Origin of the sequence: Serratia sp. CY44782 (assembly GCF_052168715.1) — a bacterium.
In the GTDB taxonomy this organism is placed as follows: domain Bacteria; phylum Pseudomonadota; class Gammaproteobacteria; order Enterobacterales; family Enterobacteriaceae; genus Serratia; species Serratia nevei.
The window spans coordinates 647665-667248 of the sequence record NZ_JBJNME010000001.1; the positions used below are offsets into that span (position 1 = coordinate 647665).

At 58.6% G+C, this 19584-nt stretch carries 15 protein-coding genes; 12 read left to right on the plus strand and 3 right to left on the minus strand.

What is annotated here, in order from left to right:
- Window positions 1-201 precede the first annotated feature (201 nt).
- The 7 genes from ACJ8HT_RS03170 (at window position 202) to ACJ8HT_RS03200 (ending at window position 8740) form a co-directional block, all read left to right on the plus strand.
- Window positions 202-1770: an ABC transporter substrate-binding protein gene (locus ACJ8HT_RS03170; protein ID WP_197652642.1), complete on the plus strand. Its 1569-nt coding sequence runs from the start codon at window positions 202-204 to the stop codon at window positions 1768-1770.
- The gene (locus tag ACJ8HT_RS03175; protein ID WP_033647742.1) at window positions 1770-2825 is read left to right on the plus strand and encodes an ABC transporter permease; all 1056 of its coding nucleotides are present in this window, start codon (window positions 1770-1772) and stop codon (window positions 2823-2825) included. The genes ACJ8HT_RS03170 and ACJ8HT_RS03175 overlap by 1 nt, the downstream gene beginning before the upstream one ends.
- On the plus strand, window positions 2822-3691 hold the full coding sequence (locus tag ACJ8HT_RS03180; RefSeq protein ID WP_033647740.1) for an ABC transporter permease: 870 nt from the start codon (window positions 2822-2824) through the stop codon (window positions 3689-3691). The genes ACJ8HT_RS03175 and ACJ8HT_RS03180 overlap by 4 nt, the downstream gene beginning before the upstream one ends.
- Window positions 3681-4523 carry an ABC transporter ATP-binding protein gene (locus tag ACJ8HT_RS03185; protein WP_197652644.1) on the plus strand — a complete coding sequence of 281 codons (843 nt, stop codon included), beginning with the start codon at window positions 3681-3683 and terminating at the stop codon, window positions 4521-4523. Before ACJ8HT_RS03180 ends, ACJ8HT_RS03185 begins: the two co-directional genes overlap by 11 nt.
- Window positions 4520-5191: an ABC transporter ATP-binding protein gene (locus tag ACJ8HT_RS03190; protein WP_197652646.1), complete on the plus strand. Its 672-nt coding sequence runs from the start codon at window positions 4520-4522 to the stop codon at window positions 5189-5191. The genes ACJ8HT_RS03185 and ACJ8HT_RS03190 overlap by 4 nt, the downstream gene beginning before the upstream one ends.
- Window positions 5192-5323: 132 nt before the next feature.
- Window positions 5324-6898: an ABC transporter substrate-binding protein gene (locus ACJ8HT_RS03195; RefSeq protein ID WP_194572468.1), complete on the plus strand. Its 1575-nt coding sequence runs from the start codon at window positions 5324-5326 to the stop codon at window positions 6896-6898.
- Between the two features lie 231 nt (window positions 6899-7129).
- Window positions 7130-8740: a hypothetical protein gene (locus ACJ8HT_RS03200; protein WP_197652648.1), complete on the plus strand. Its 1611-nt coding sequence runs from the start codon at window positions 7130-7132 to the stop codon at window positions 8738-8740.
- Here ACJ8HT_RS03200 and ACJ8HT_RS03205 read toward each other — a convergent pair.
- A complete protein-coding gene (locus tag ACJ8HT_RS03205) occupies window positions 8737-9405 on the minus strand; it encodes a prepilin peptidase (RefSeq protein ID WP_197652650.1) in 669 nt (222 codons plus the stop codon). The genes ACJ8HT_RS03200 and ACJ8HT_RS03205 overlap by 4 nt on opposite strands.
- Before the next feature lie 427 nt (window positions 9406-9832).
- On the opposite strand from ACJ8HT_RS03205, the gene ACJ8HT_RS03210 reads away from it, so the two are divergent.
- Complete coding sequence (locus ACJ8HT_RS03210; protein ID WP_197652652.1) at window positions 9833-11344, plus strand: YchO/YchP family invasin; 1512 nt, start codon at window positions 9833-9835, stop codon at window positions 11342-11344.
- Here the strand turns inward: ACJ8HT_RS03210 and narL are convergent.
- Together narL and narX are read right to left on the minus strand one after the other, a co-directional pair.
- On the minus strand, window positions 11341-11991 hold the full coding sequence (narL, locus tag ACJ8HT_RS03215; RefSeq protein ID WP_004934684.1) for a two-component system response regulator NarL: 651 nt from the start codon (window positions 11989-11991) through the stop codon (window positions 11341-11343). The genes ACJ8HT_RS03210 and narL overlap by 4 nt on opposite strands.
- Window positions 11992-12001: 10 nt before the next feature.
- Window positions 12002-13786 (minus strand): nitrate/nitrite two-component system sensor histidine kinase NarX, encoded by a 1785-nt coding sequence (gene narX / locus ACJ8HT_RS03220; protein ID WP_194572472.1) that lies wholly within the window; start codon window positions 13784-13786, stop codon window positions 12002-12004.
- 351 nt (window positions 13787-14137) lie between these two features.
- Here narX and ACJ8HT_RS03225 point away from each other — a divergent pair, with 351 nt between their 5' ends.
- The 4 genes from ACJ8HT_RS03225 to wecA all read left to right on the plus strand — a co-directional run bounded on the left by ACJ8HT_RS03225 (window position 14138) and on the right by wecA (window position 19572).
- Window positions 14138-15532: a NarK family nitrate/nitrite MFS transporter gene (locus tag ACJ8HT_RS03225; protein ID WP_038876963.1), complete on the plus strand. Its 1395-nt coding sequence runs from the start codon at window positions 14138-14140 to the stop codon at window positions 15530-15532.
- 773 nt (window positions 15533-16305) lie between these two features.
- Entirely contained in the window at window positions 16306-17205 is a 900-nt protein-coding gene (locus ACJ8HT_RS03230) for a winged helix-turn-helix domain-containing protein (RefSeq protein WP_197652653.1), read from the plus strand.
- A 180-nt stretch (window positions 17206-17385) separates the two neighbouring features.
- Window positions 17386-18348: an NAD-dependent epimerase/dehydratase family protein gene (locus ACJ8HT_RS03235; protein ID WP_038876968.1), complete on the plus strand. Its 963-nt coding sequence runs from the start codon at window positions 17386-17388 to the stop codon at window positions 18346-18348.
- A 174-nt stretch (window positions 18349-18522) separates the two neighbouring features.
- Window positions 18523-19572, plus strand: coding sequence for a UDP-N-acetylglucosamine--undecaprenyl-phosphate N-acetylglucosaminephosphotransferase (wecA, locus tag ACJ8HT_RS03240; RefSeq protein ID WP_194572474.1), 1050 nt, complete (start codon window positions 18523-18525; stop codon window positions 19570-19572).
- Window positions 19573-19584 lie beyond the last annotated feature (12 nt).

Here is a 19584-nt window from a genome sequence, read left to right on the forward strand (position 1 = left end):
ACTGCGCCGCAAAGACAGTTATCCATTGCGGCCAGGTGCCGTGAGAGTGCGATCTGGCGTGCAATACTCTCTCTAATAATCAAAACCCCATCTATATACAGAAAAAGAATATCTATAGTGATTTAAGTACCTTCAGCTGCCGATCGTGCTCGCATACACTCGCGAAATTATTATATATTCCATCCGCTTGGAGAGTTTCAGATGAAAGCGCTCGTTCCTTCTTTGCTGTTTTTAGCCGTGGCGGCCAGCGTTAACGCGCAGGCGGCGACGCCGGCCAACACGCTGGTGATCGCGCAGTCTATCGATGACGTGGTCAGCTTTGACCCGGCCCAGGGATTTGAGTTAACCACGGTGCAGTCGTTCAATAGCCTGTATCAGCGTCTGATCCAGTCCGATCCGCACAACCCTATCGATCTCAAACCGACATTGGCCAGCAGCTGGCAGGCCGGCGCCGACAATCGCAGCCTGACTTTCAGCCTGCGCCCGGACGCCAGGTTCGCCAGCGGCAATCCGCTGCGGCCGGAAGATGTGATCTTCTCGCTTTCACGGGTGGTAAAACTGAATCTGGAGCCGTCGTTTATCCTGACGCAGCTGGGTTGGAACGCGAAGAACGTGGAGCAACATCTGAGCAAGGTGGATGATCACACGGTAAAAATCAGCTGGAGTGAAAACGTTAGCCCGGCCTTCGTGCTCAGCCTGCTGTCGGCGCCGGTATCGTCGATCGTCGACGCCAAAGAGGCGCTGGCGCACCAGCAGGGCGACGATCTGGGGCACCAATGGTTGAACAGCCACTCCGCCGGCAGCGGCCCTTACAAAATCCGCACCTATGTGCCGCACGAAGTGGTGGTGCTGGACGCCAACCCCGGCTCGCCGGAAGGGGCGCCGACGCTGAAAACCATCCTGATCAAAAACGTGCCCGATCCGGCCGCACGCCGCTTGCTGATCGAGCAGGGCGATGCCGATATCGCGCGCAACCTGGGGGCAGACCAGATGGCGGCCTTGAAGGGTAAGCCGGGCGTCAAACCGTTGGCCATTCCTTACGCTTCGCTTTATTTCCTGCAGTTCAACGCCAAGGCGTCGCCGGCGCTTGGCAATCCGGCGTTCTGGGAGGCGGCGCGCTGGCTGTTCGATTACAAAGGCATCGCCGACGATTTGCTGAAAGGGCAGTTCCAGAGCCATCAGGCATTCCTGCCGGACGGTTATCTGGGGGCGCTCAAGGATCAGCCGTACAGCTTCAATCCGCAAAAAGCCAAAGAGATACTGGCCAAAGCGGGGCTCAGCAACGTCAGTTTCCGTCTGGACGTCAACAACCAACCGCCGTACCTGGATATCGCTCAGGCGCTGCAGGCCAGCTTTGCTCAGGGCGGCGTGAAGGTGGAACTGGTGCCGGGCATCAGTTCGCAGGTCTCCACCAAGGTGAAAGCGCTTAACTACGATGCGACGCTGACTTCCTGGGGGCCGGATTATTTCGACCCTAACACCAATGCCGCAGCCTTCGCCTACAACCCGGAAGACGGCAGCAAGACGCTGGCCTGGCGCGCCAACTGGCAGATCCCGGCGCTGAGCAAGCTGACGCTGGCCGCCACCGCGGAAAACGATACCGCCAAACGGGTGGCCGACTACCAGCAACTGCAAATACAGGTACAGCAAAGCTCGCCGTTCGTCATCGGCCTGCAGGCGCGCAGCCTGATTGCGGTGCGTGACAACCTCAAGGGCTATGTGCAGGGCATCAACCCTGACATGGTGTTCTACAGCAAGGTCAGCAAGTAATGGCCGCTGAACTGTCCGCCAGCGCCGGGGCGGCCCGGCGGTATTGGCGTTGGGGCGGGCGGCTGCTCGGCGGCGCCTTGTCGTTGGCGCTGACGTTGCTTGGCCTGCTGCTGTTCACCTTCATGCTGTCGCACCTGGCGCCGATCGATCCAGCGCTGCAGGTGGCGGGCGATCACGCCAGTGAAGCCACCTATGCGCAGGTGCGGCACGAGCTGGGATTGGATCAGCCGTTGCCGGTGCAGTTTTGGCGTTATCTGGTGCACCTGGCGCACGGCGATTTGGGCATTTCGCGTATCACCGCCCAGCCGGTGTTGAGCGATCTGCTGCGTACCTTCCCGGCGACGGTGGAGCTGGCCACCTGCGCCATTATCCTCGGCGCCCTCGGCGGCATTACGCTGGCGTTTCTGGCGGTGCTCAAACCAGGCAGCTGGCTGGATAACGCGGCGCGTTTGCTGTCGCTGATCGGTTATTCGGTGCCGATTTTCTGGCTGAGCCTGCTCGGGCTGCTGCTGTTCTATGCCACGCTGCACTGGTCGGCGGGGCCGGGGCGGCTTGACGACATCTACTTGTACAGCATGGAGCCGCGCAGCGGTTTCGTATTGATCGACAGCTGGCTGTCCGGCGATCGCGACATGTTCTACAACGCCATCGGCCACCTGTGGCTGCCGGTCGTGGCGTTGGCGCTGCTGTCGATGGCGGGTATTACCCGATTGCTGCGGGCGGCGATGCTGGAAGAGTGCAACAAGGAATACGTGACGCTGGCGCGTTCCAAGGGGGCCGGGCGCCTGCGCATTCTGCTGCGCCATGTGTTTCCCAACGTGCTGGGCACGCTGATCACCGTACTGTCTCTCTCCTATGCCAGCCTGCTGGAAGGTGCGGTATTGACCGAAACGGTGTTTGCCTGGCCCGGCGTCGGGCGTTATCTGACCTCGGCGCTGTTTGCTGCCGACACGCCGGCGATCCTCGGCGCCACGTTGCTGATCGGCACCTGTTTCGTGCTGTTGAATGCGCTGGCCGACGCCTTGACCTATTTAGTGGATCCGCGAACCCGATGAGCCAATATCTCTCTGAACACGAACCGCAAAGCGAGCCGGCCGTCGGTTACCGCCGCGGCCGGCGCCTGACCACGCTGACGCTGGGCGCGGCACTGGTGGCGATTTTGATCGTCACCGCGCTGCTGGCCCCGTGGCTGGCGCCTTTCGATCCCAATCTGCAGCATATCGAGCTGCGATTATTGCCGCCTTCCGCCGCACATTGGCTGGGCACCGACGGCTTTGGCCGCGATTTGCTCTCCCGCGTGATTTACGGCGCGCGACCAACGCTGATTCTGGTGTCGCTGATTTTGGTGTTGACCATTCCCATCGGCCTGCTGGTCGGCATTGGCGCCGGCTACCTTGGGGGCTGGGTAGAGCGCATTTTGATGCGCCTGACCGACATTTTCCTGTCGCTGCCGAGTCTGGTGATCGCGCTGGCGTTCGTGGCGGTCATGGGGCCGGGGCTGATGAACGGCGCGCTGGCGCTGGCATTGACCAGCTGGCCGGCCTTTGCCCGCCAGGCGCGGGCCGAAACCCTGGCGCTGCGCCGCAGCGACTATCTGGCGGCGGCGCGCATGCAGGGCATCAACGGGCTGCGGCTGATGGTCGGCCACATTTTGCCTTTATGTCTGCCGAGCGCGGTGGTGCGCGCGGCGCTGAGTCTGGGGGGCATCATCTTGTCCGCTGCCGGTCTGGGGTTCCTCGGCATGGGCGTCGCGCCGCCGACCGCCGAATGGGGCTCGATGGTGGCCGAAGGCAGTAAAGTGATTTTCGACCAATGGTGGGTCGCCGCCGCACCGGGCGGGGCGATCCTGTTCGCCAGCCTGGCGTTTAACCTGCTGGGCGATGGCCTGCGCGACAAAATGGATCCTCGACATGGGCACTGATAACACCTTATTGACCGTCGAACGCCTGGCGATCGGCGTGCCGGGGCCACAGCCGGTGGCGCTGGTGAAGAATATTTCGTTCAGCATGGGGCGGGAGCGGTTGGCGCTGGTCGGTGAGTCCGGCTCCGGCAAGTCGTTGACCGCGCGTGCGCTGATGGGGCTATTGCCGCCGCCGTTGCAGCTGCAGGCGCAGCGCCTGACGTTGGGCGATGAAGACTTAACGCGCCTGAGCGAGCGCCAGTGGAGCCGGCTGCGCGGCGACCGGGTGGCGATGGTGATGCAAGATCCCAAGCATGCGCTGAATCCCAATCAGCCGCTCGGCCGTCAGGTGGAGGAGCCGCTGGTGCTGCATGCAAAGCTGAGCCGCGCCGAGCGGCGTGAAAAAGTGCTGGAGATGTTGGCGGCGGTGGGCTTGCCCGATCCGGCGGCGCTGTGCCGCCGCTATCCGCATCAGCTCTCCGGCGGCATGGGGCAGCGGGTGATGCTGGCCATTGCGTTGATTAACGATCCGCAACTGTTGATTGCCGACGAACCGACTTCGGCGCTGGATCACCAGATGCGCGATCAGGTGCTGCAGCTGATAGACAATCTGGTGGCGCAACGCAATATGGGGCTGATCCTGATCAGCCACGATTTGCAGCAGGTGGCGCACCACTGCGAGCGGGTGCTGGTGATGTACAAAGGCGAGCTGTTGGATCAGCTGCCGGTGGCAGAGCTGGCGCAGGCCACGCATCCTTATACCCGCACGCTGTGGGCGTGTCGGCCGAGCCGCGAGACGCGCGGCAAACCGCTGCCGGTGCTGGATCGCGCGCTGTTGGAGACGTTGAAATGAGCGTGATTGCACTGGAGAACCTGAGCGTCAGTCACCGCCAGGGCTACGAACTGCGCACCGTGGTGCATGAGGTTAACCTGCGCATCGAACCGGGCGAGTGTTTCGGGCTGGTGGGGCCTTCCGGCTGCGGCAAGTCCTCTTTGCTGTGGGTGCTGGCCGGGCTGAACGGCAGCTGGCAGGGTGGCTTTGAGTTGCTGGGGCGGCGGCTGCAGCCGGGGCAGGCGTTTACCGGCGAACTGCGGCGCGAGGTGCAGATGGTGTTTCAGGATCCTTATGCATCGCTACACCCCAAACATCGGCTTTTGCGCACGCTGTCGGAGCCACTCAAACTGCTGAAGGAAAGCGACATCGAACGCAGAATCAGCGCGGGCTTTCGCCAGGTCGGGTTGGATCCGCGCCTGTTGGATCGCTACCCGCATCAGCTGTCGGGCGGCCAGCGGCAGCGCGTGGCTATCGTGCGCGCATTGCTGCTGCGGCCGAAGCTGCTGTTGCTGGACGAACCGACTTCGGCGTTGGACATGTCGGTGCAGGCGGAGATCCTCAACCTGCTCAACGAGCTGAAACAGGCGGGCGATCTGACTATGGTGCTGGTCAGCCACGATGCGGGCGTGATTGACCACATGTGCGATCGTTCGGTGGCGATGGCGCACGGCCGCATCATCGTTTGAACCTATGCCCGCCAACGCGGCGGGCATATCCATCTTGGTAATAAATAAAGCAATTTATCGTCGTTCTGCCGTTAATTCTTACCCCCTACACTCGACAAACAGCGCAACCGCGTGATTGTGGAGAGTGTATCGATGAAACGGTTAATTCCAACTTTATTGTATGGCGCGCTGGCGGCCGCTTTCGGCGCGCAGGCCGCCACCCCGCAGGATACCTTGGTGGTCGTCAGTTCGCTGGAGGGCATCATCAGCCTCGATCCGGCGGAGAGTTTTGAAACCGTCAGCTCGGCCAATCTGGTCAACCTCTATCAGCGCCTGGTGGCGCCGGATCGCAATGCGCCGCAAAAGCTGGCGCCGGATGCCGCAGGCAGTTGGCAAGCGGGCGCCGATGGCCGCAGCCTGACCTTTACCCTGAAACCGCAGCAACGCTTCGCTTCCGGCAATCCGCTGCGGCCCGAGGACGTGATTTTCTCGCTGGTCCGCGCGGTGAAGCTGAACAAGGCGCCGTCGTTTATTCTCGGCGAGTTTGGCTGGACGCCGGATAACGTTGAACAACAGCTGAAGAAGGTGGGAGATAACCAGGTGCAGCTCCGTTGGCCCGCCAACATCGGCAGCGAGCTGGCGCTACGCCTGCTGACGGCGAACGTGGCCTCGGTCGTGGATGAGAAGCTGCTGAACGAGCACGCGCAGCAGGGGGATTACGGCAATGCCTGGCTGCGCAGCCATTCCGCCGGCAGTGGCCCGTATCGGGTGAACAACTATGTACCGCACGAGGCGCTGCTGTTTGGCCGCAACGACCAGGCGCTGTCGCCAGCCAAGCTGAAAACGGTGTTGTTCAAGAATGTCAGCGACGCCGGCACCCGCCGTTTGTTGCTGCTGAAAGGGGATGCCGACGTGGCCTACGATCTGGGGGCCGATCAGTTCGACTCGCTGCGCAATGTGCCGGGCGTACGCATCGAGCAGGCCGATGCGCCCCGGGTCTATTACCTCGGTTTTAACACCGGCAGCAAAGACAACCCGGCGCTGGGCAATCCGGCACTGTGGCAGGCGGCGCGCTGGCTGGTGGATTATCAGAGCATCGCCGAGCAGCTGTTGAAAGGGCAATATCGGGTGCATCAGGCCTTCTTGCCGCAGGGATTGGACGGGGCGCTCGACGATCGGCCGTTTAGGCTCGACGTGGACAAAGCCAGACAGATCCTGCGCGAGGCCGGCATCGCCGAAGGGACGCGCATCAGTCTGATCGTCATCAACCAGCCGCCGTATACCGACATCGCGCAGGCGTTGCAGGCCAGCTTTGCGCAGGCCGGGCTGCGGCTGGATATCCAGCCGGTGGTGGAGAGCGATCTGTGGGGCAAGATGCGCGGCCGCGATTTTCAGGCGATCTTCACCTACTGGGGCGCCGACTACCTGGATCCTAACACCAACGCCAGCGCCTTTGCCTACAACGTGCCCGGTGGGCCGAAAACCCTGGCCTGGCGCACCCAGTGGGGCATTCCCGCCATCAGCGCGGAAACGCGTGCCGCGGCCGCGGAGGGCAACAGCGCCGCGCGCAGCGCACGTTACGTCACGTTGCAACGTGAACTGCAGGTCAGTTCACCTTATGTGGTGGCTCTGCAGGGGCAAACGCTGGTGGCATTGCGGGACAACGTTGAAGATGCCCGGGTGGATATCGCCAACAGCATGCTGTATCTGGACCGGGTGAGTAAGTAGCGACTGCGTCGCGCGCCTGGCCGGGCTTTTTGGCGCGCCAAAGGCCGACAGCGTGTGAAATCGCGTGCTGTTGCAACCACGACGCGCGAGATGTTGTATCAAGGTGAAATAAAATGAAATTTCATAACGTGCTCATATGGCGGTGATAGATTGGCGCTGAAAGGCGGCGTTGTTTACGTCTTTCAGCGCGGTCGTTCGCAATGATGCGGACACATCACGTCAGGAGAGATTATGGACAATAACGGAAACGCTTCAGTGGAGCGCGCAGCAACCTTGCTCGCCACCGGTGAGGTTGTGACGCCGGAACAGTTTTATCAGGACAGCGACGGAAGCAACTGGGGGCCGGCGATCAACAAAGCGGCGGCGGCGGCGCTGCAAGCCGGCGGTACGTTGTCCCTGGGCAAACGGGTGTATACGGTCGCTGGGCACGTAGTCATTCAGACGACAACGGACATCTACGGCGGCATCGGTTTGCGGGTGGTCGGATTGGGGCGGGCGACCAAAATCGTCAAGACCGCAGACAGCAGCTATACCAATGAACAAGGCGAAACCAAGAAAGCGGTGATCGTGGTGAAAGGCTTCGCCAATCTGACGCTGCACGGCTTGACGTTGCGGGATGATACCGGCGCAGACGATACCCACGGCGTGTGGTTCAGCGATCTCAATATGACGAAGTTTGATATCCGTGACATCTACACCAAGGTTGGCGGTTATTCGCTGTTTGTGTCGGGCGACATGTTCATTAACTGGCTGGTGAACGTGCAGATGGAAGCTAACGTCAATCGCCCGGGGGATGGGGTGCTGTGGATGAACAAATCCGGCACCACCAATTTTATCGACGGGCTCTACGCCGCTCGCGCCAAAGGCACCGCGTTCAGAATTTCAGGGTTTTACTCTACTGTCGGCTCGTTGGCTGCAGATGACTGCATCGGCGATATCTACAATTTCAAAGACTTTAACGGCACGATCAATTCATTGGGCTGCGAGAACCGCAACACGCAGCGTGCCGCCAGCACCAGCGTGCTGTCCACCAACTTTGCCCAGGGCACGATAGGCAATATCAATATCCAGGACGCGCAGAACGTGGAGAGTGGGGGCGTGTTGTGCCGATTCATCAACGAATCCCGTTGGGATATCGGTCAGTTGAATCTTTACAGCGGTTCGAAAACGCCTTTCCCGGTGGCGATCGCCGCCTGCAACAACAATACCGAGGTCACTTTCAGTAACGTATACAACGGCGGCATCCCGGTGGCCGGCAAAAGCACCGTCGACGTTACGTCGTTTTTAAGCGGGGTCGAAGCGATGTACAGTCTGGGTGAGCGGGCTATTGCCCCTTCCTCCACCAGCAATCATTTGCCGCGCAATATCTCAAAACAGCCATCGTGGACTTTGTTAGGCACCCTGACCGCGCCGGATCGGCAACCCACAACGCACATTACGCTTCAGCAGGGCGTAAGTACCAAGGTGCTGGCGTGCGATTTATATATCACGTTCGACCTGTCTTCGCAGGCGACCGCCTTTGTCGTCAATAGAGGCAGCTATAGCGCGAAAAGCGCCTTTATGTTGCGGCGCACTGGGCCGTTGAGCTGCGAAATATATTATCGCGTCGAGAAGGATTTCGGCTTTGGCAGTTATCAGGTACAGACTACACGCGGCAGTTACTGGCGGCCGGACGGCGCTTCGTTGAGCGCGCCCCCCTCCGATGCGTTGGAAATCCGTAGCGATGAGATGTTATCCGCGACGAGGCTCACGGCGGTCCAGCCACTGGCCAATCCGACAACGGCCAGCACGGCAGAAGTGGCCGGATTACTCAATCGGCTGATCGAGGCGCTGAAGACCTAACCGAACAACGTCAGCGCGCTTTGGTCGGCGCCCATCAAGAGCTGTAGCCAACCGGCCGCCGCCAAGGCGATACCGAAAGGTTGCGGCGTTCGCCAGCCGCGGCGGTTAAGCAGGCCGTGCGCTACCGCCAGGCTTAACCCGAACGCTGCCGCCAGACAGACCAACAGCGGCAACGTCGTCCAACCGAGCCAGGCGCCCAGTGCCGCCAACAGTTTGAAATCGCCCTGGCCGATGCCGTTACGCCGCCGCACCTGCCGATAAAGCGCGTTGAGGAGCCACAGCGCCCCGTAACCGGCTGCAGCGCCGATAACCGCATCGTCCAGCGGCGCCCAGCGGGCGTCAAGGTTACACAGCAGCCCGCTCCACAGCAGCGGCTGGGTGAGCCGGTCCGGCAGCCATCGGTGGCGCCAGTCGAGCCAGCTCAGGGCGATCAGCAGCGCCGCGGCCGGTGGCAGCCACAGCCGGTGCGCTGCCGGCAGGTCGAAGGGCAACGTCGCCAACGCTAAACCGAAGGCCGTCAGCAGCAGGCTGCTGCGGCGCAATCTCGGCGGGTTATCGCGAACGTATTCCGTTCGTTCCAGCCAGGTGATGAGCGAGAAGGCAACCATGCCTGCTGACAGCAGCGCGGTGAAAAACAGCGCGTGCCACAGTAAAGGAATAAACATTCAAGGTTCCGCCAGCCGTAAAACAGACGTTTAAAATAACGGCAAAATGCGTATTTCACCGGGGTGAAATGCGGCGGCCTGCGGGATATGCGTGGTTGTTCGCAGCGTGGCTTGACGTATTGCATGAGGAAACAAGCATCTACGTGTCGGCTCGCAGCTTTTACCGCACGTTTTATCGGCAAAATTGGCGCTAAAATGGTATGAATTCACTGGGTGAACGGCGTGGCTGAGTTAATGGCGCCATGTGACGGCGTCACGTGATGTGATTGGGGTTTATCCTATTGTTTCTGCTCGTCAAGCCGCTAGGCTTAAGGGAGAGGCGCACCCGCCAGGCCGGGGGCGTGAGTTTTTTCAGATCTGCCGCGGGAACAGCGGCGGCAAAGCAGTGAGTTGGTGTATTCCAGGAAGGAGACAAGCCAACGGTGTCATGAAAGACGTGATTCAGGCAATACTCATCAAGACCAAAAAACGACTCTGGCGCTGCCGCCAGACGGCGTGGCTGGCCGGGCCGCTGGTGTGGCTGGCCGGCGCGTTGCCCGTGTACGCCGAGTCGCCGCCGGCGCCGGATACCGTAAGTCCTTCCGAACAGCAAGCCGCGGATCCGGCCGAGAATTTGCCGGAGCTGGGCGGCACGCCCGACGACGCCGCGCGCGAAAAGCAGTGGGCCGAGATGGCCAAACAGCTCGGCGAAAAAGATCTGAACAATGTTTCACGCCAGCAAATGCGCAGCCGCGCCGAGGATTATTTGTTGGGGCAGGCGACGGGCGCTTTGCAGCAGCAGGCGCAGGAACTGCTGTCGCCGCTGGGCACTGCCCGGTTATCGCTGAAGATGACCGGCGAGGGCGATTTTACCGGCAGCAACGGGCAGTTATTCAGCCCGTTGTACGATATCGACGGATTGCTGACCTACAGCCAGATCGGCTGGCTGCAGCAAAGCGCCGGGGCGCTGGGTAATTTTGCGCTGGGGCAGCGCTGGATCGTCGGCGACTGGCTGCTGGGCTACAACACGGCGCTCGACAGCGATTTCGCCCGGCAGCGCAATCGTGGCAGCGTCGGTGCGGAAGCCTGGGGAGACTACCTGCGTTTCTCCACCAACTATTACTACCCGCTGTCGGCGCTGTCGCAGCAGCCCGGCGACGGGGTGTTTTTCAGCCGCCCGGCACGCGGTTACGACATCACGACGCAAGGCTACTTGCCGTTTTACCGCCAGATCGGCGGTTCGCTCAGCTATGAGCAGTACCTGGGCGACAATGTCGATCTGTTCGGCAGCGGCAAAAAGCAAAATGATCCGCGCGCGATGCAACTGGGGCTCAATTACACCCCGGTACCGCTGGTGACGATGAAGGCGTTGCACAAGATTGGCGCGGGCGGGCAGAGCCAGGATCAGGTTGAACTGGCGTTGAGCTATCGGCTCGGCGTACCGCTGGTGAAGCAGATTTCGCCGGAGTATGTGGCGCAGGCCAAGTCGCTGCGCGGTAGCCGCTACGATCCTATCGAACGCAAGAACGTGCCAGTGCTGGAGTTCCGCCAGCGTAAGACGCTGCAGGTGTTCCTGGCCACGCCGCCATGGAGCCTGCAGGCGGGAGAAACCGTGCCGCTGGTGCTTGAAATCAAGGCGTTGAACGGGATTTCTCACGTCAGTTGGCAGGGGGATACGCAGGCGTTGAGCCTGACGCCGCCGCACAATGCCAACGATCCGCAGGGCTGGACGGCGATTGTGCCGCCGTGGGATGACGCGCCGGGTGCCGCCAACAGCTATCGGCTGTCGGTCACGCTGGAAGACGATAAACAGCAGCGCGTGACGTCCAACTGGATAGAGCTGAAAGTGGCGCCGCCGCTGACCGCGACCACCGGGGAAGACGCGGACCTGCCGCCGATCAAAACCCTGACGCCGCCGCCCATTCCGGCGCAAACCGGGCCGCTGTACGGCGGTGATTAACCGTTTTTACCCTGCAGCACCCACACGGCCGCCTCGACGCGGGATTTTAGCTTCATCTTTTTCAGCAGGTGTTTGACGTGCACCTTGACGGTGCTTTCGGTGATGGTCAGGCGGCGGGCGATCAGCTTGTTCGGCAGCCCCTGAGCGATCAGCTTCAGAATATCCCGTTCGCGCGGCGTCAATTGCTGAATATCGCGATCGGCACTGGGGCGGTTTTCCCGCAGGCTGGCGGCGAGGATTGGCGTCAGCGTCTCGCTCAGCACCATCTGCCCGGCCGCCGCCTGATGCAGCGCTTTCAGCAGATCCTCCGGCTCCATATCTTTCAACAGATAGCCGTCGGCGCCGCGTTTGAGCGCGCTGACGACGTCGTCTTCATGGTTGGACACGCTGAACACCACGACGCGCCCTGACAGGTCGGTCTGGCGCAGGCGATCCAGCGTTTCCAGCCCGTTGATGCCGGGCATGTTCAGATCGAGCAGGATCAGATCCGGATCGTGCTGTTCCGCCAGCGCGACCCCTTGCTCACCGTTGCTGGCTTCGGCGATGACCTGCAGGCGAGCGTCCATGCCAATCAGCTGTTTTACGCCGTTGCGCAGCATCGGGTGGTCGTCGATCAGTAAGATTGTGGCGGCGGTTTCTGTCGTCATGGTGTCTCCGTTAGTCGATGGCGTGGTTATCCGGCGTGAAGCTGACTCGTACCTCGGTGCCGCCGCCGCTGCGCGGTAAAATGTCGCAGCGGCCGTGCAGGCTCTTGGCGCGATCGCGCATGATGATCAAGCCGTAATGGTCGGGGCGAGACGTTTCGGCCGGCAGGCCGCGTCCGTTGTCGCATACGCTCAGGGTCACTTCGCCCCGTTTGTTGATGACCTGAATGCTCACCTGGCTGGCGGCGGCATGCTTAAGGATGTTGCTGAGCGCCTCGCGGGCGATCTGCAGCAGGTGAATGGCCTGGTAGGCGGGCACCGTGCGCGGCCCCAGTTGGTAATCGAGATGGATGGTCAGACCCAGTTTGGGATTGAACTCCGCTACCGTCGATTGCAACGCCGCCAGCAGGCCAGGTTCGGTCAACTGCAGGCGGAAGGTGGTCAGCAGCTCACGCAGCTGGCGATAGGCGCCGTTCAGCTCTTCGCGCATCTGCTGCACCAGCGCCTGGCTGGCGGACGAGAGCGTTTCGCCCTGCATCTGCAGGCAGGCGATCTGCATCTTCAGGCAGGAGAGCGATTGGGCGATAGAGTCGTGCAGCTCGCGGGCGATCGCCGCCCGTTCTTCCATCAGCATCAGCTGCTGCTGGTGGTCGACCTGACGCTCGATGGCCAGCACGCTGGTCAACTGCTCTACCAGGGTGTTGATCAGCTGGCGATGCTCATCGTTCAGCGGCTGTTGCGGCGCATGCTGCGCCACGATCACGCCGTAGTCGCCGAGCTTGTCGCTCAGGCTCCAGCTCAGCGACGGGTTGTCGGGATGCTGGCGGTCGCTGTCGTTCAGGCAGGCGCTGCACACCGGATTATGGCAATGCTCGGGCCGCAGCGGCTGGTTGCCGCTCAGCTGCAGCAGCGGCTCCCGGCTGTCGTTTTCATACAGCCGTACCTGAATGGCGCGCAGCGGCGTCAGGGTTTGCAGTTGATTGAGCAGCGGCGTCAGGCGGCTGCACAGCGGTTCGCTGGCGTGCAGCAGGCGGCTGGCGCGATAGAGGAAGCTCAGCACCTGATTTTTCTGCTGCAGGTCGGCGGTCTTCTCGGCCACGCGCTGCTCCAGCCCGCTATAGGTGGCCGACAGCTCGTCGGACATGGTATTCAACGCGCCGCCGAGCGACGCCATTTCATCCTGGTGGCCGCGCTGCGCGAAGCGGCGGCTGAAATCGCCGCGGCCTACCGCCAACGCCATCTCCACCAGCTGTCGCCACGGATGCAGCAAGCGGCGGCGCAGGTAGCAGGTGGTGCCGATCAGCAGCAGTAGGGTCAGCGCGATGAAGCCGGCCTGCACCAGCGTCACCATCAGCAGGCGGCGCTCGGTTTGCCTGTCGATATCCGAGACCAGCTTATCCAGCAGCTGTACGAAGTGCGCCACCTGCGGCGCGGCGTCAGCCGGGCGCTGTGCGGTTCGCAGGCGAGGCTGCAAGGTTTGTTGCCAATAGTCGCGCAAGGCGTTGAAAGGTTGCGTCAGCCCTTCCTGCTCCACCGAACGCTGCAGGTCGGGGCTGTTTTCGTCGCGCTCCAGCTCCCGGATCAGCGTTTCGTGCCGTTCATCCAGCGGCACCTGCGCCAGCAGCCGGTAACTTTGCATGCGCAGCGAACCGGCCTTGTTGATGGCGTGCGCGTTGCCCTGAATGCTCTGCGACATCCAGGCGGAAATCCCCATGCCGGCCACGCCCAGAATGCCCGACAGCAACATCAGCAGGGCGACCTGATTTACGATCGAAAGCGGAGCCAACAGGCGTTTCATAAGCGCGGATTCCTGGCATTTTGCGCCGCTGAAGCTCGGGGGCGAAGGCGGCGGCGGGAGTAAACAAGTAACGATTCAGCCGTATTTTTGATTATCCCTGAGCATAACCCCATACCTCGAATGAAGTACCCATTAGTTTCCGATGGCGGGGCGAAACGATGAAGGTGATGAGTATTTTATTTTCAATGCATTGATTTTAATTAATTTAATTTTTAATTGGGGCGTACCCCTAAGGGGATGAAGGCGCTATTTACGTCGCCAACTACTTGCACTCGGGTTGATATACATCAACTTTGCCGCCGGGGCCGCCCCCTAGGGTGTGCGGAATGATCCCCCGTGTCTGAGGTTTTTATGTCGCAACTTGCAACGCCTTCATCAAAGAAAACCGGTGCGCTGATTCAGGACTGGCGTCCTGAAGACAGCGCCTTTTGGCAGCAGCGTGGCCATCGTATTGCCACCCGCAACCTGTGGATTTCCATTCCCTGTCTGCTATTGGCCTTCTGCGTCTGGATGCTGTTCAGCGCCGTTGCGGTCAATCTGAACAAGGTCGGCTTCAACTTCACCACCGACCAGCTGTTCCTTTTGACGGCGCTGCCGTCGGTCTCGGGCGCTATTTTACGCGTGCCGTATTCATTCGTGATCCCGCTGTTTGGCGGCCGCCGCTGGACCGCTATCAGCACCTGCTTCCTGCTGGTGCCGTGCCTGTGGTTGGGATTCGCGGTGCAGGACAGCAGCACGCCGTACAGCGTGTTCGTCATCATTTCCCTGCTGTGCGGTTTCGCCGGCGCCAACTTTGCCTCCAGCATGGCCAACATCAGCTTCTTCTTCCCGAAAGCGCGTCAGGGCGGCGCACTGGGCCTCAACGGCGGGTTGGGGAATCTGGGCGTCAGCGTCATGCAGCTGGTCGCGCCGCTGGCGATCTCTTTCAGCCTGTTTGGCCTGTTTGGCGGCACGGCGCAAAATCAGGCAGAGGGTGGCCAGCTGTGGCTGGAAAATGCCGCCTGGATCTGGGTGCCATTCCTGCTGGTTGCCACGCTGGCGGCCTGGTTCGGCATGAACGATCTGGCGGCGGCCAAGGCATCGTTGCGTCAGCAACTGCCGGTGCTCAAGCGCGGGCATCTGTGGATGCTGAGCCTGCTGTACCTCGCAACCTTCGGATCCTTCATCGGTTTCTCCGCCGGTTTCGCCATGCTGTCGAAAACGCAGTTCCCGGACGTGGTGATCCTGCATTATGCGTTCTTCGGCCCATTCCTCGGGGCGCTGGCGCGGCCGGTTGGCGGTGCGCTGTCTGACCGTTTCGGCGGCGTACGGGTGACGTTGATCAACTTTGTGGTGATGGCCGTTTTCGCTGCACTGTTGTTCCTGACGTTGCCGAATGCGGGTGAGGGCGGTTCGTTCATCGCCTTCTATGGTATCTTTATGGTGCTGTTCCTCACCGCGGGCCTCGGCAGCGGCTCGACTTTCCAAATGATTGCCGTCATTTTCCGTAAAATCACTGTCGATCGCGTTAAAGCGGCCGGTGGCAGCGATGAGAGCGCACAGCGTGAAGCGGTGACAGATTCCGCCGCTGCATTGGGCTTTATCTCGGCGATTGGCGCCGCCGGCGGCTTCTTCATTCCTCAGGCGTTCGGCACCTCGTTGGCGCTGACCGGTTCGCCGGCCGGGGCGATGAAGGTGTTCCTGGTGTTTTATATCCTGTGCGTGGTGATCACCTGGGCGGTGTATGGCCGTAAGAAAAAGGCCTGAGTATCAAATGGCTTTCTCTATCCCTTCCCGGCAGGGGAGGGATATTTCGCTCATCCCGAGTCTTCTCTCCTCCCCTCCTCAGTGAAATTTTCTGTCTTTAGGTAAAATTCTCATCTCCGCTTGCCATTTTTTTCTTTTTTTATAGCACTATCTCTCAATGTCAGAATGCTTTCGCGCAAAGGGATTATATTATTTGCACGGTTTTTTCGTTTTGTTGGGAGTATTCTTACATTAAAATATTAATGTCTTTCCCGCAGGTTAAATGAAATTTCCGAGAGGGTAAGGCATAATTAGTGCGATTGCTATAAAATCAGCAATAGGGTTTTGTCTTAGATGCTGCGCCTGCCGAGTGGAATGAATGTCGGGGTTAAATCAGATAACTCTCATTCTGTTTTTTCCGGCTTTTTGTAGTCTATCTGGCAATCAGATTAGGTGGAAAAACAGGATGAATTCACGGCACGGAATGAAATTTCACAATTTTATTCGATTAACAATCAAACAACACTGTTGGTTTTTTCTTTTTAAATCAATGAGGTGCTCGTTTGAATTTTACGGTAACGATGAAAGAAATCCATGTTGCCAACAGGGAAATAGAGTCATTTGGATAAACATAACATCCTCAATAAGGCCTAATGTAAAAAATGAAATCAGAAAATTTTTATAAAAGCCAATATCCAATGGATGCAACCTGTTGAGTTTACATTTAATTTCTTGAACATTTTTTGATATTTCTATACAAAGTGTGCAGGACAGGCACGCTAAGGAAATTAAAAGTGAATCTTGATAAAAGAATAAAGATTAGGAATCTCGATGTTCTGACTCCTGCCGGGGAGAAATTCCGTCTGCGTTGGAAGGAGTATCAAATTCTTTCGCTGCTTGTCGCCAGATCACCAGAACTGGTTACCCGAACGGAAATTATAGAAAATATCTGGAAAGGAACTTATTGTTCAGATTCGACGATAAATCAAACAATTAAATCTATTCGTCAGAAAATTAGCGATGCGGAACACACGCTTATCAGAACTATTCCTCGCTTGGGTTACAAGGTGGAAAATCAAGCCGTTTTTCACTTTATATCCGAAGATGAAGACTACGCTGGCGATGATATATTAAATGGTGACAATGATATTGGTGATGATATTCAAGCGGAACTTTCTGAAAATGAAAATGAACCGCCTGAAATCAACGAAGAGAAAATAGATAAGCCGCGTAAATCGACGCTTGTCGCTGCGCCCGTCGCAACGATGGAGTCATCCAAGACACCGACACAGGAAAAGAAGTCGGCGACGATGCGCCGTTTTTTCACCATGCCTGCCAGCCGCGTAGTGAAATACCTGACGGTATTCGCTTCTTTGCTGGTTATTTCACATTTTTCATATGTCCTGGGTAACCAAACCCGCCCGCCGGTGATCAATGATATTCAGAACAACACGCGCGTCGTGTTGACGCTGACGCTGAACAACCCTCATACCAACAGCCCGCAAACCTTGTTCTGTTTGTACCAGGGAGAGAGCATGGAGCAGGCGACCATTGAATGCGTCGACCCTAAGCAAGGCCAGCTTAAATTGCCGGTAAAATATGAGACCTCTTCTACACCTGGCAAGGGTCGGATTAATCTCATATTGCCTAATAAAACCTTGCAATATCAAGTCGCTTACGATGTTAAAAATTAGCACTGAATGAGGTTTTATCTTTAGCGATAATTTCACATTTAGTGAAATCTTTTATTTCATTATTTGTTATTTGAAAGCCAGGTTCGATTTGTCCAGTCTGGAACTCATTACCTAACGCATATTAGCGTCCTGTTTCCGCCATGGTGACAGGAATAATGAGAACCTGCTGAGTGACAAATTATGGATAAGCGTAAAGTAGCTATTATCGGGGGTTCCGGTTTTATCGGAACACGCCTGGCGAAACGTCTCAGTATGCGCGACGACCTGTCGTTGGTCATCGTTGATAAGCAACCCAGTGCACATTTTCCTGCTCTCTATCAGTATGGCGATGTGACGCAACCCCAGACTTTGCAAGAACCACTGGCGGGCTGTGATGCCATCATTAATCTGGCGGCGGAGCACCAGGACAATGTCGATCCCATTTCGCTCTATTATCAGGTCAACGTTGAAGGCGCACGCCATGTCTGCATGACCGCCTCCGCATTGAATATTCGCCAAATCATTTTCACCTCTTCGGTTGCCGTTTACGGGTTCGTTGAACAGGAAACCGACGAAGGGGGACGTTTTGAACCCTTCAACCATTACGGCAAGTCCAAGCTCGAAGCGGAATATGTTTATGAGGCCTGGCGTAAGGCGGACAGCACCAACAAATTGACCATCATCCGCCCGACGGTGGTATTCGGGGAAGGCAACCGCGGCAACGTGTATAACCTATTCCGTCAGATCGCCAGCGGCCGATTTGTAATGATTGGCAGCGGCAATAATATGAAATCGATGGCCTACGTTGAAAATATTGCCGCTCGACTGGAACATGCACTGGATCAACAGTCAACTTATCAGGTCAGCAACTACGTCGATAAACCGGACTTCACGATGAATCAATTGGTCGACGTTATCTCCTCTTCGCTGGGTCGAGAAAATAAGACGATTCGCATTCCCTACGCCGTAGGAATATGCGGCGCAACCGCATTGGATGTCGTGAGTAAAATAAGTCGAAAAAAATTCCCAATCAGTCGCGTCAGAGTGCAGAAATTCTGCGCCAGAACGCAATTTAAAAGTAGTGTGCAGAATAATTTCGTGGCGCCGGTTGAACTTGATTCGGCAATCGAAAGAACCATTAAACATGAGTTTTCTGATAGATAACTTAACCGCACGCTGACGTTATTTACCTATTTCCGCCGACAAGCGGATAAATCTGCATTTTTCAGGATTAACTCATGCTGACTTATATCCTGGCAGGATCAATTTTGTTTTTGTTAATAGCGCATTGGGAGCTGTAACTCAAGGGCGGTAGCGTGCTTATTCGCTGGAGGAACGATGTTATATCAACTGAGCGTGATATTTGTGCTGGCGGTGACGTGGGTGCTTATTGCCCGTCGGGCCGCCTTGGCGGTGGGGCTGGTGGATAAGCCCAATGCGCGCAAGCAACATCTGGGGCATATTCCGCTGGTCGGTGGTATCGCCGTGTACCTGACGCTGATGCTGATGACGCTGTGGCAACCCGCCTGGTTGCCCGACAGCTCGATCTACCTGCTGTGCGTCACGGCGCTGGTGGTGTTGGGCGTGCTGGATGACCGCTTTGATCTGCCCGTGGCGCCGCGCGTCATGGTGCAGGGAGGGATCGCGCTGGCGATGATGCTGGCGGCAGGGATGCAGCTTTCCTCGCTGGGCTATGTCTGGGGGCATCAGGAAGTGATGCTTGGCTATGGCGCGTTGCTGCTCACGCCGCTGGCGGTCTGGGGGGCGATCAACGCCTACAACATGGTCGATGGTATCGATGGGCAACTGGGCGCCTTGTCCTGCGTTACCTTCGTCGCGTTGGCCATTGTGTTCGGACTGGGCGGCCGGGAGGACCTGGCGCTGTGGTGCCTGGGCCTGATCGTCGCTCTGGCGGCGTACCTCTTGTTTAACCTGAGCCTGTTCGGCGCGCGCAACAAGATCTTTATGGGTGACGCCGGCAGCATGGTGATTGGTTTCAGCGTGCTGTGGCTGGTATTGCTGGCGACTCAGGGGCCGCAGGCGGTGATGCGCCCGGTCACCGCGCTGTGGTTGATCGCCATTCCTCTGATGGACATGGTGACCGTGATGGTGCGTCGCCTGTTGCGCCGCCAAAGCCCCTTCAAAGCGGGACGCGACCATTTACACCATATTCTGATGCGTCGCGGGCTTAATGCGCGTCAGGCGCTGGCGATGAGCACCATGCTGGCGGTGACGCTGGCCTGCATCGGCATTTGCAGCGAAGTGTTGAAGTTGCAGGAAAGCCTGATGCTGGTGGCGTTTCTACTCTGTTTTTGCGGTTATTTCGCCATGCTGCGTGAACCGCGCCAGGCAACGGTGCTTAGCGACAACCCGACCGTTGGCCGTTAATCTTTTCACGGG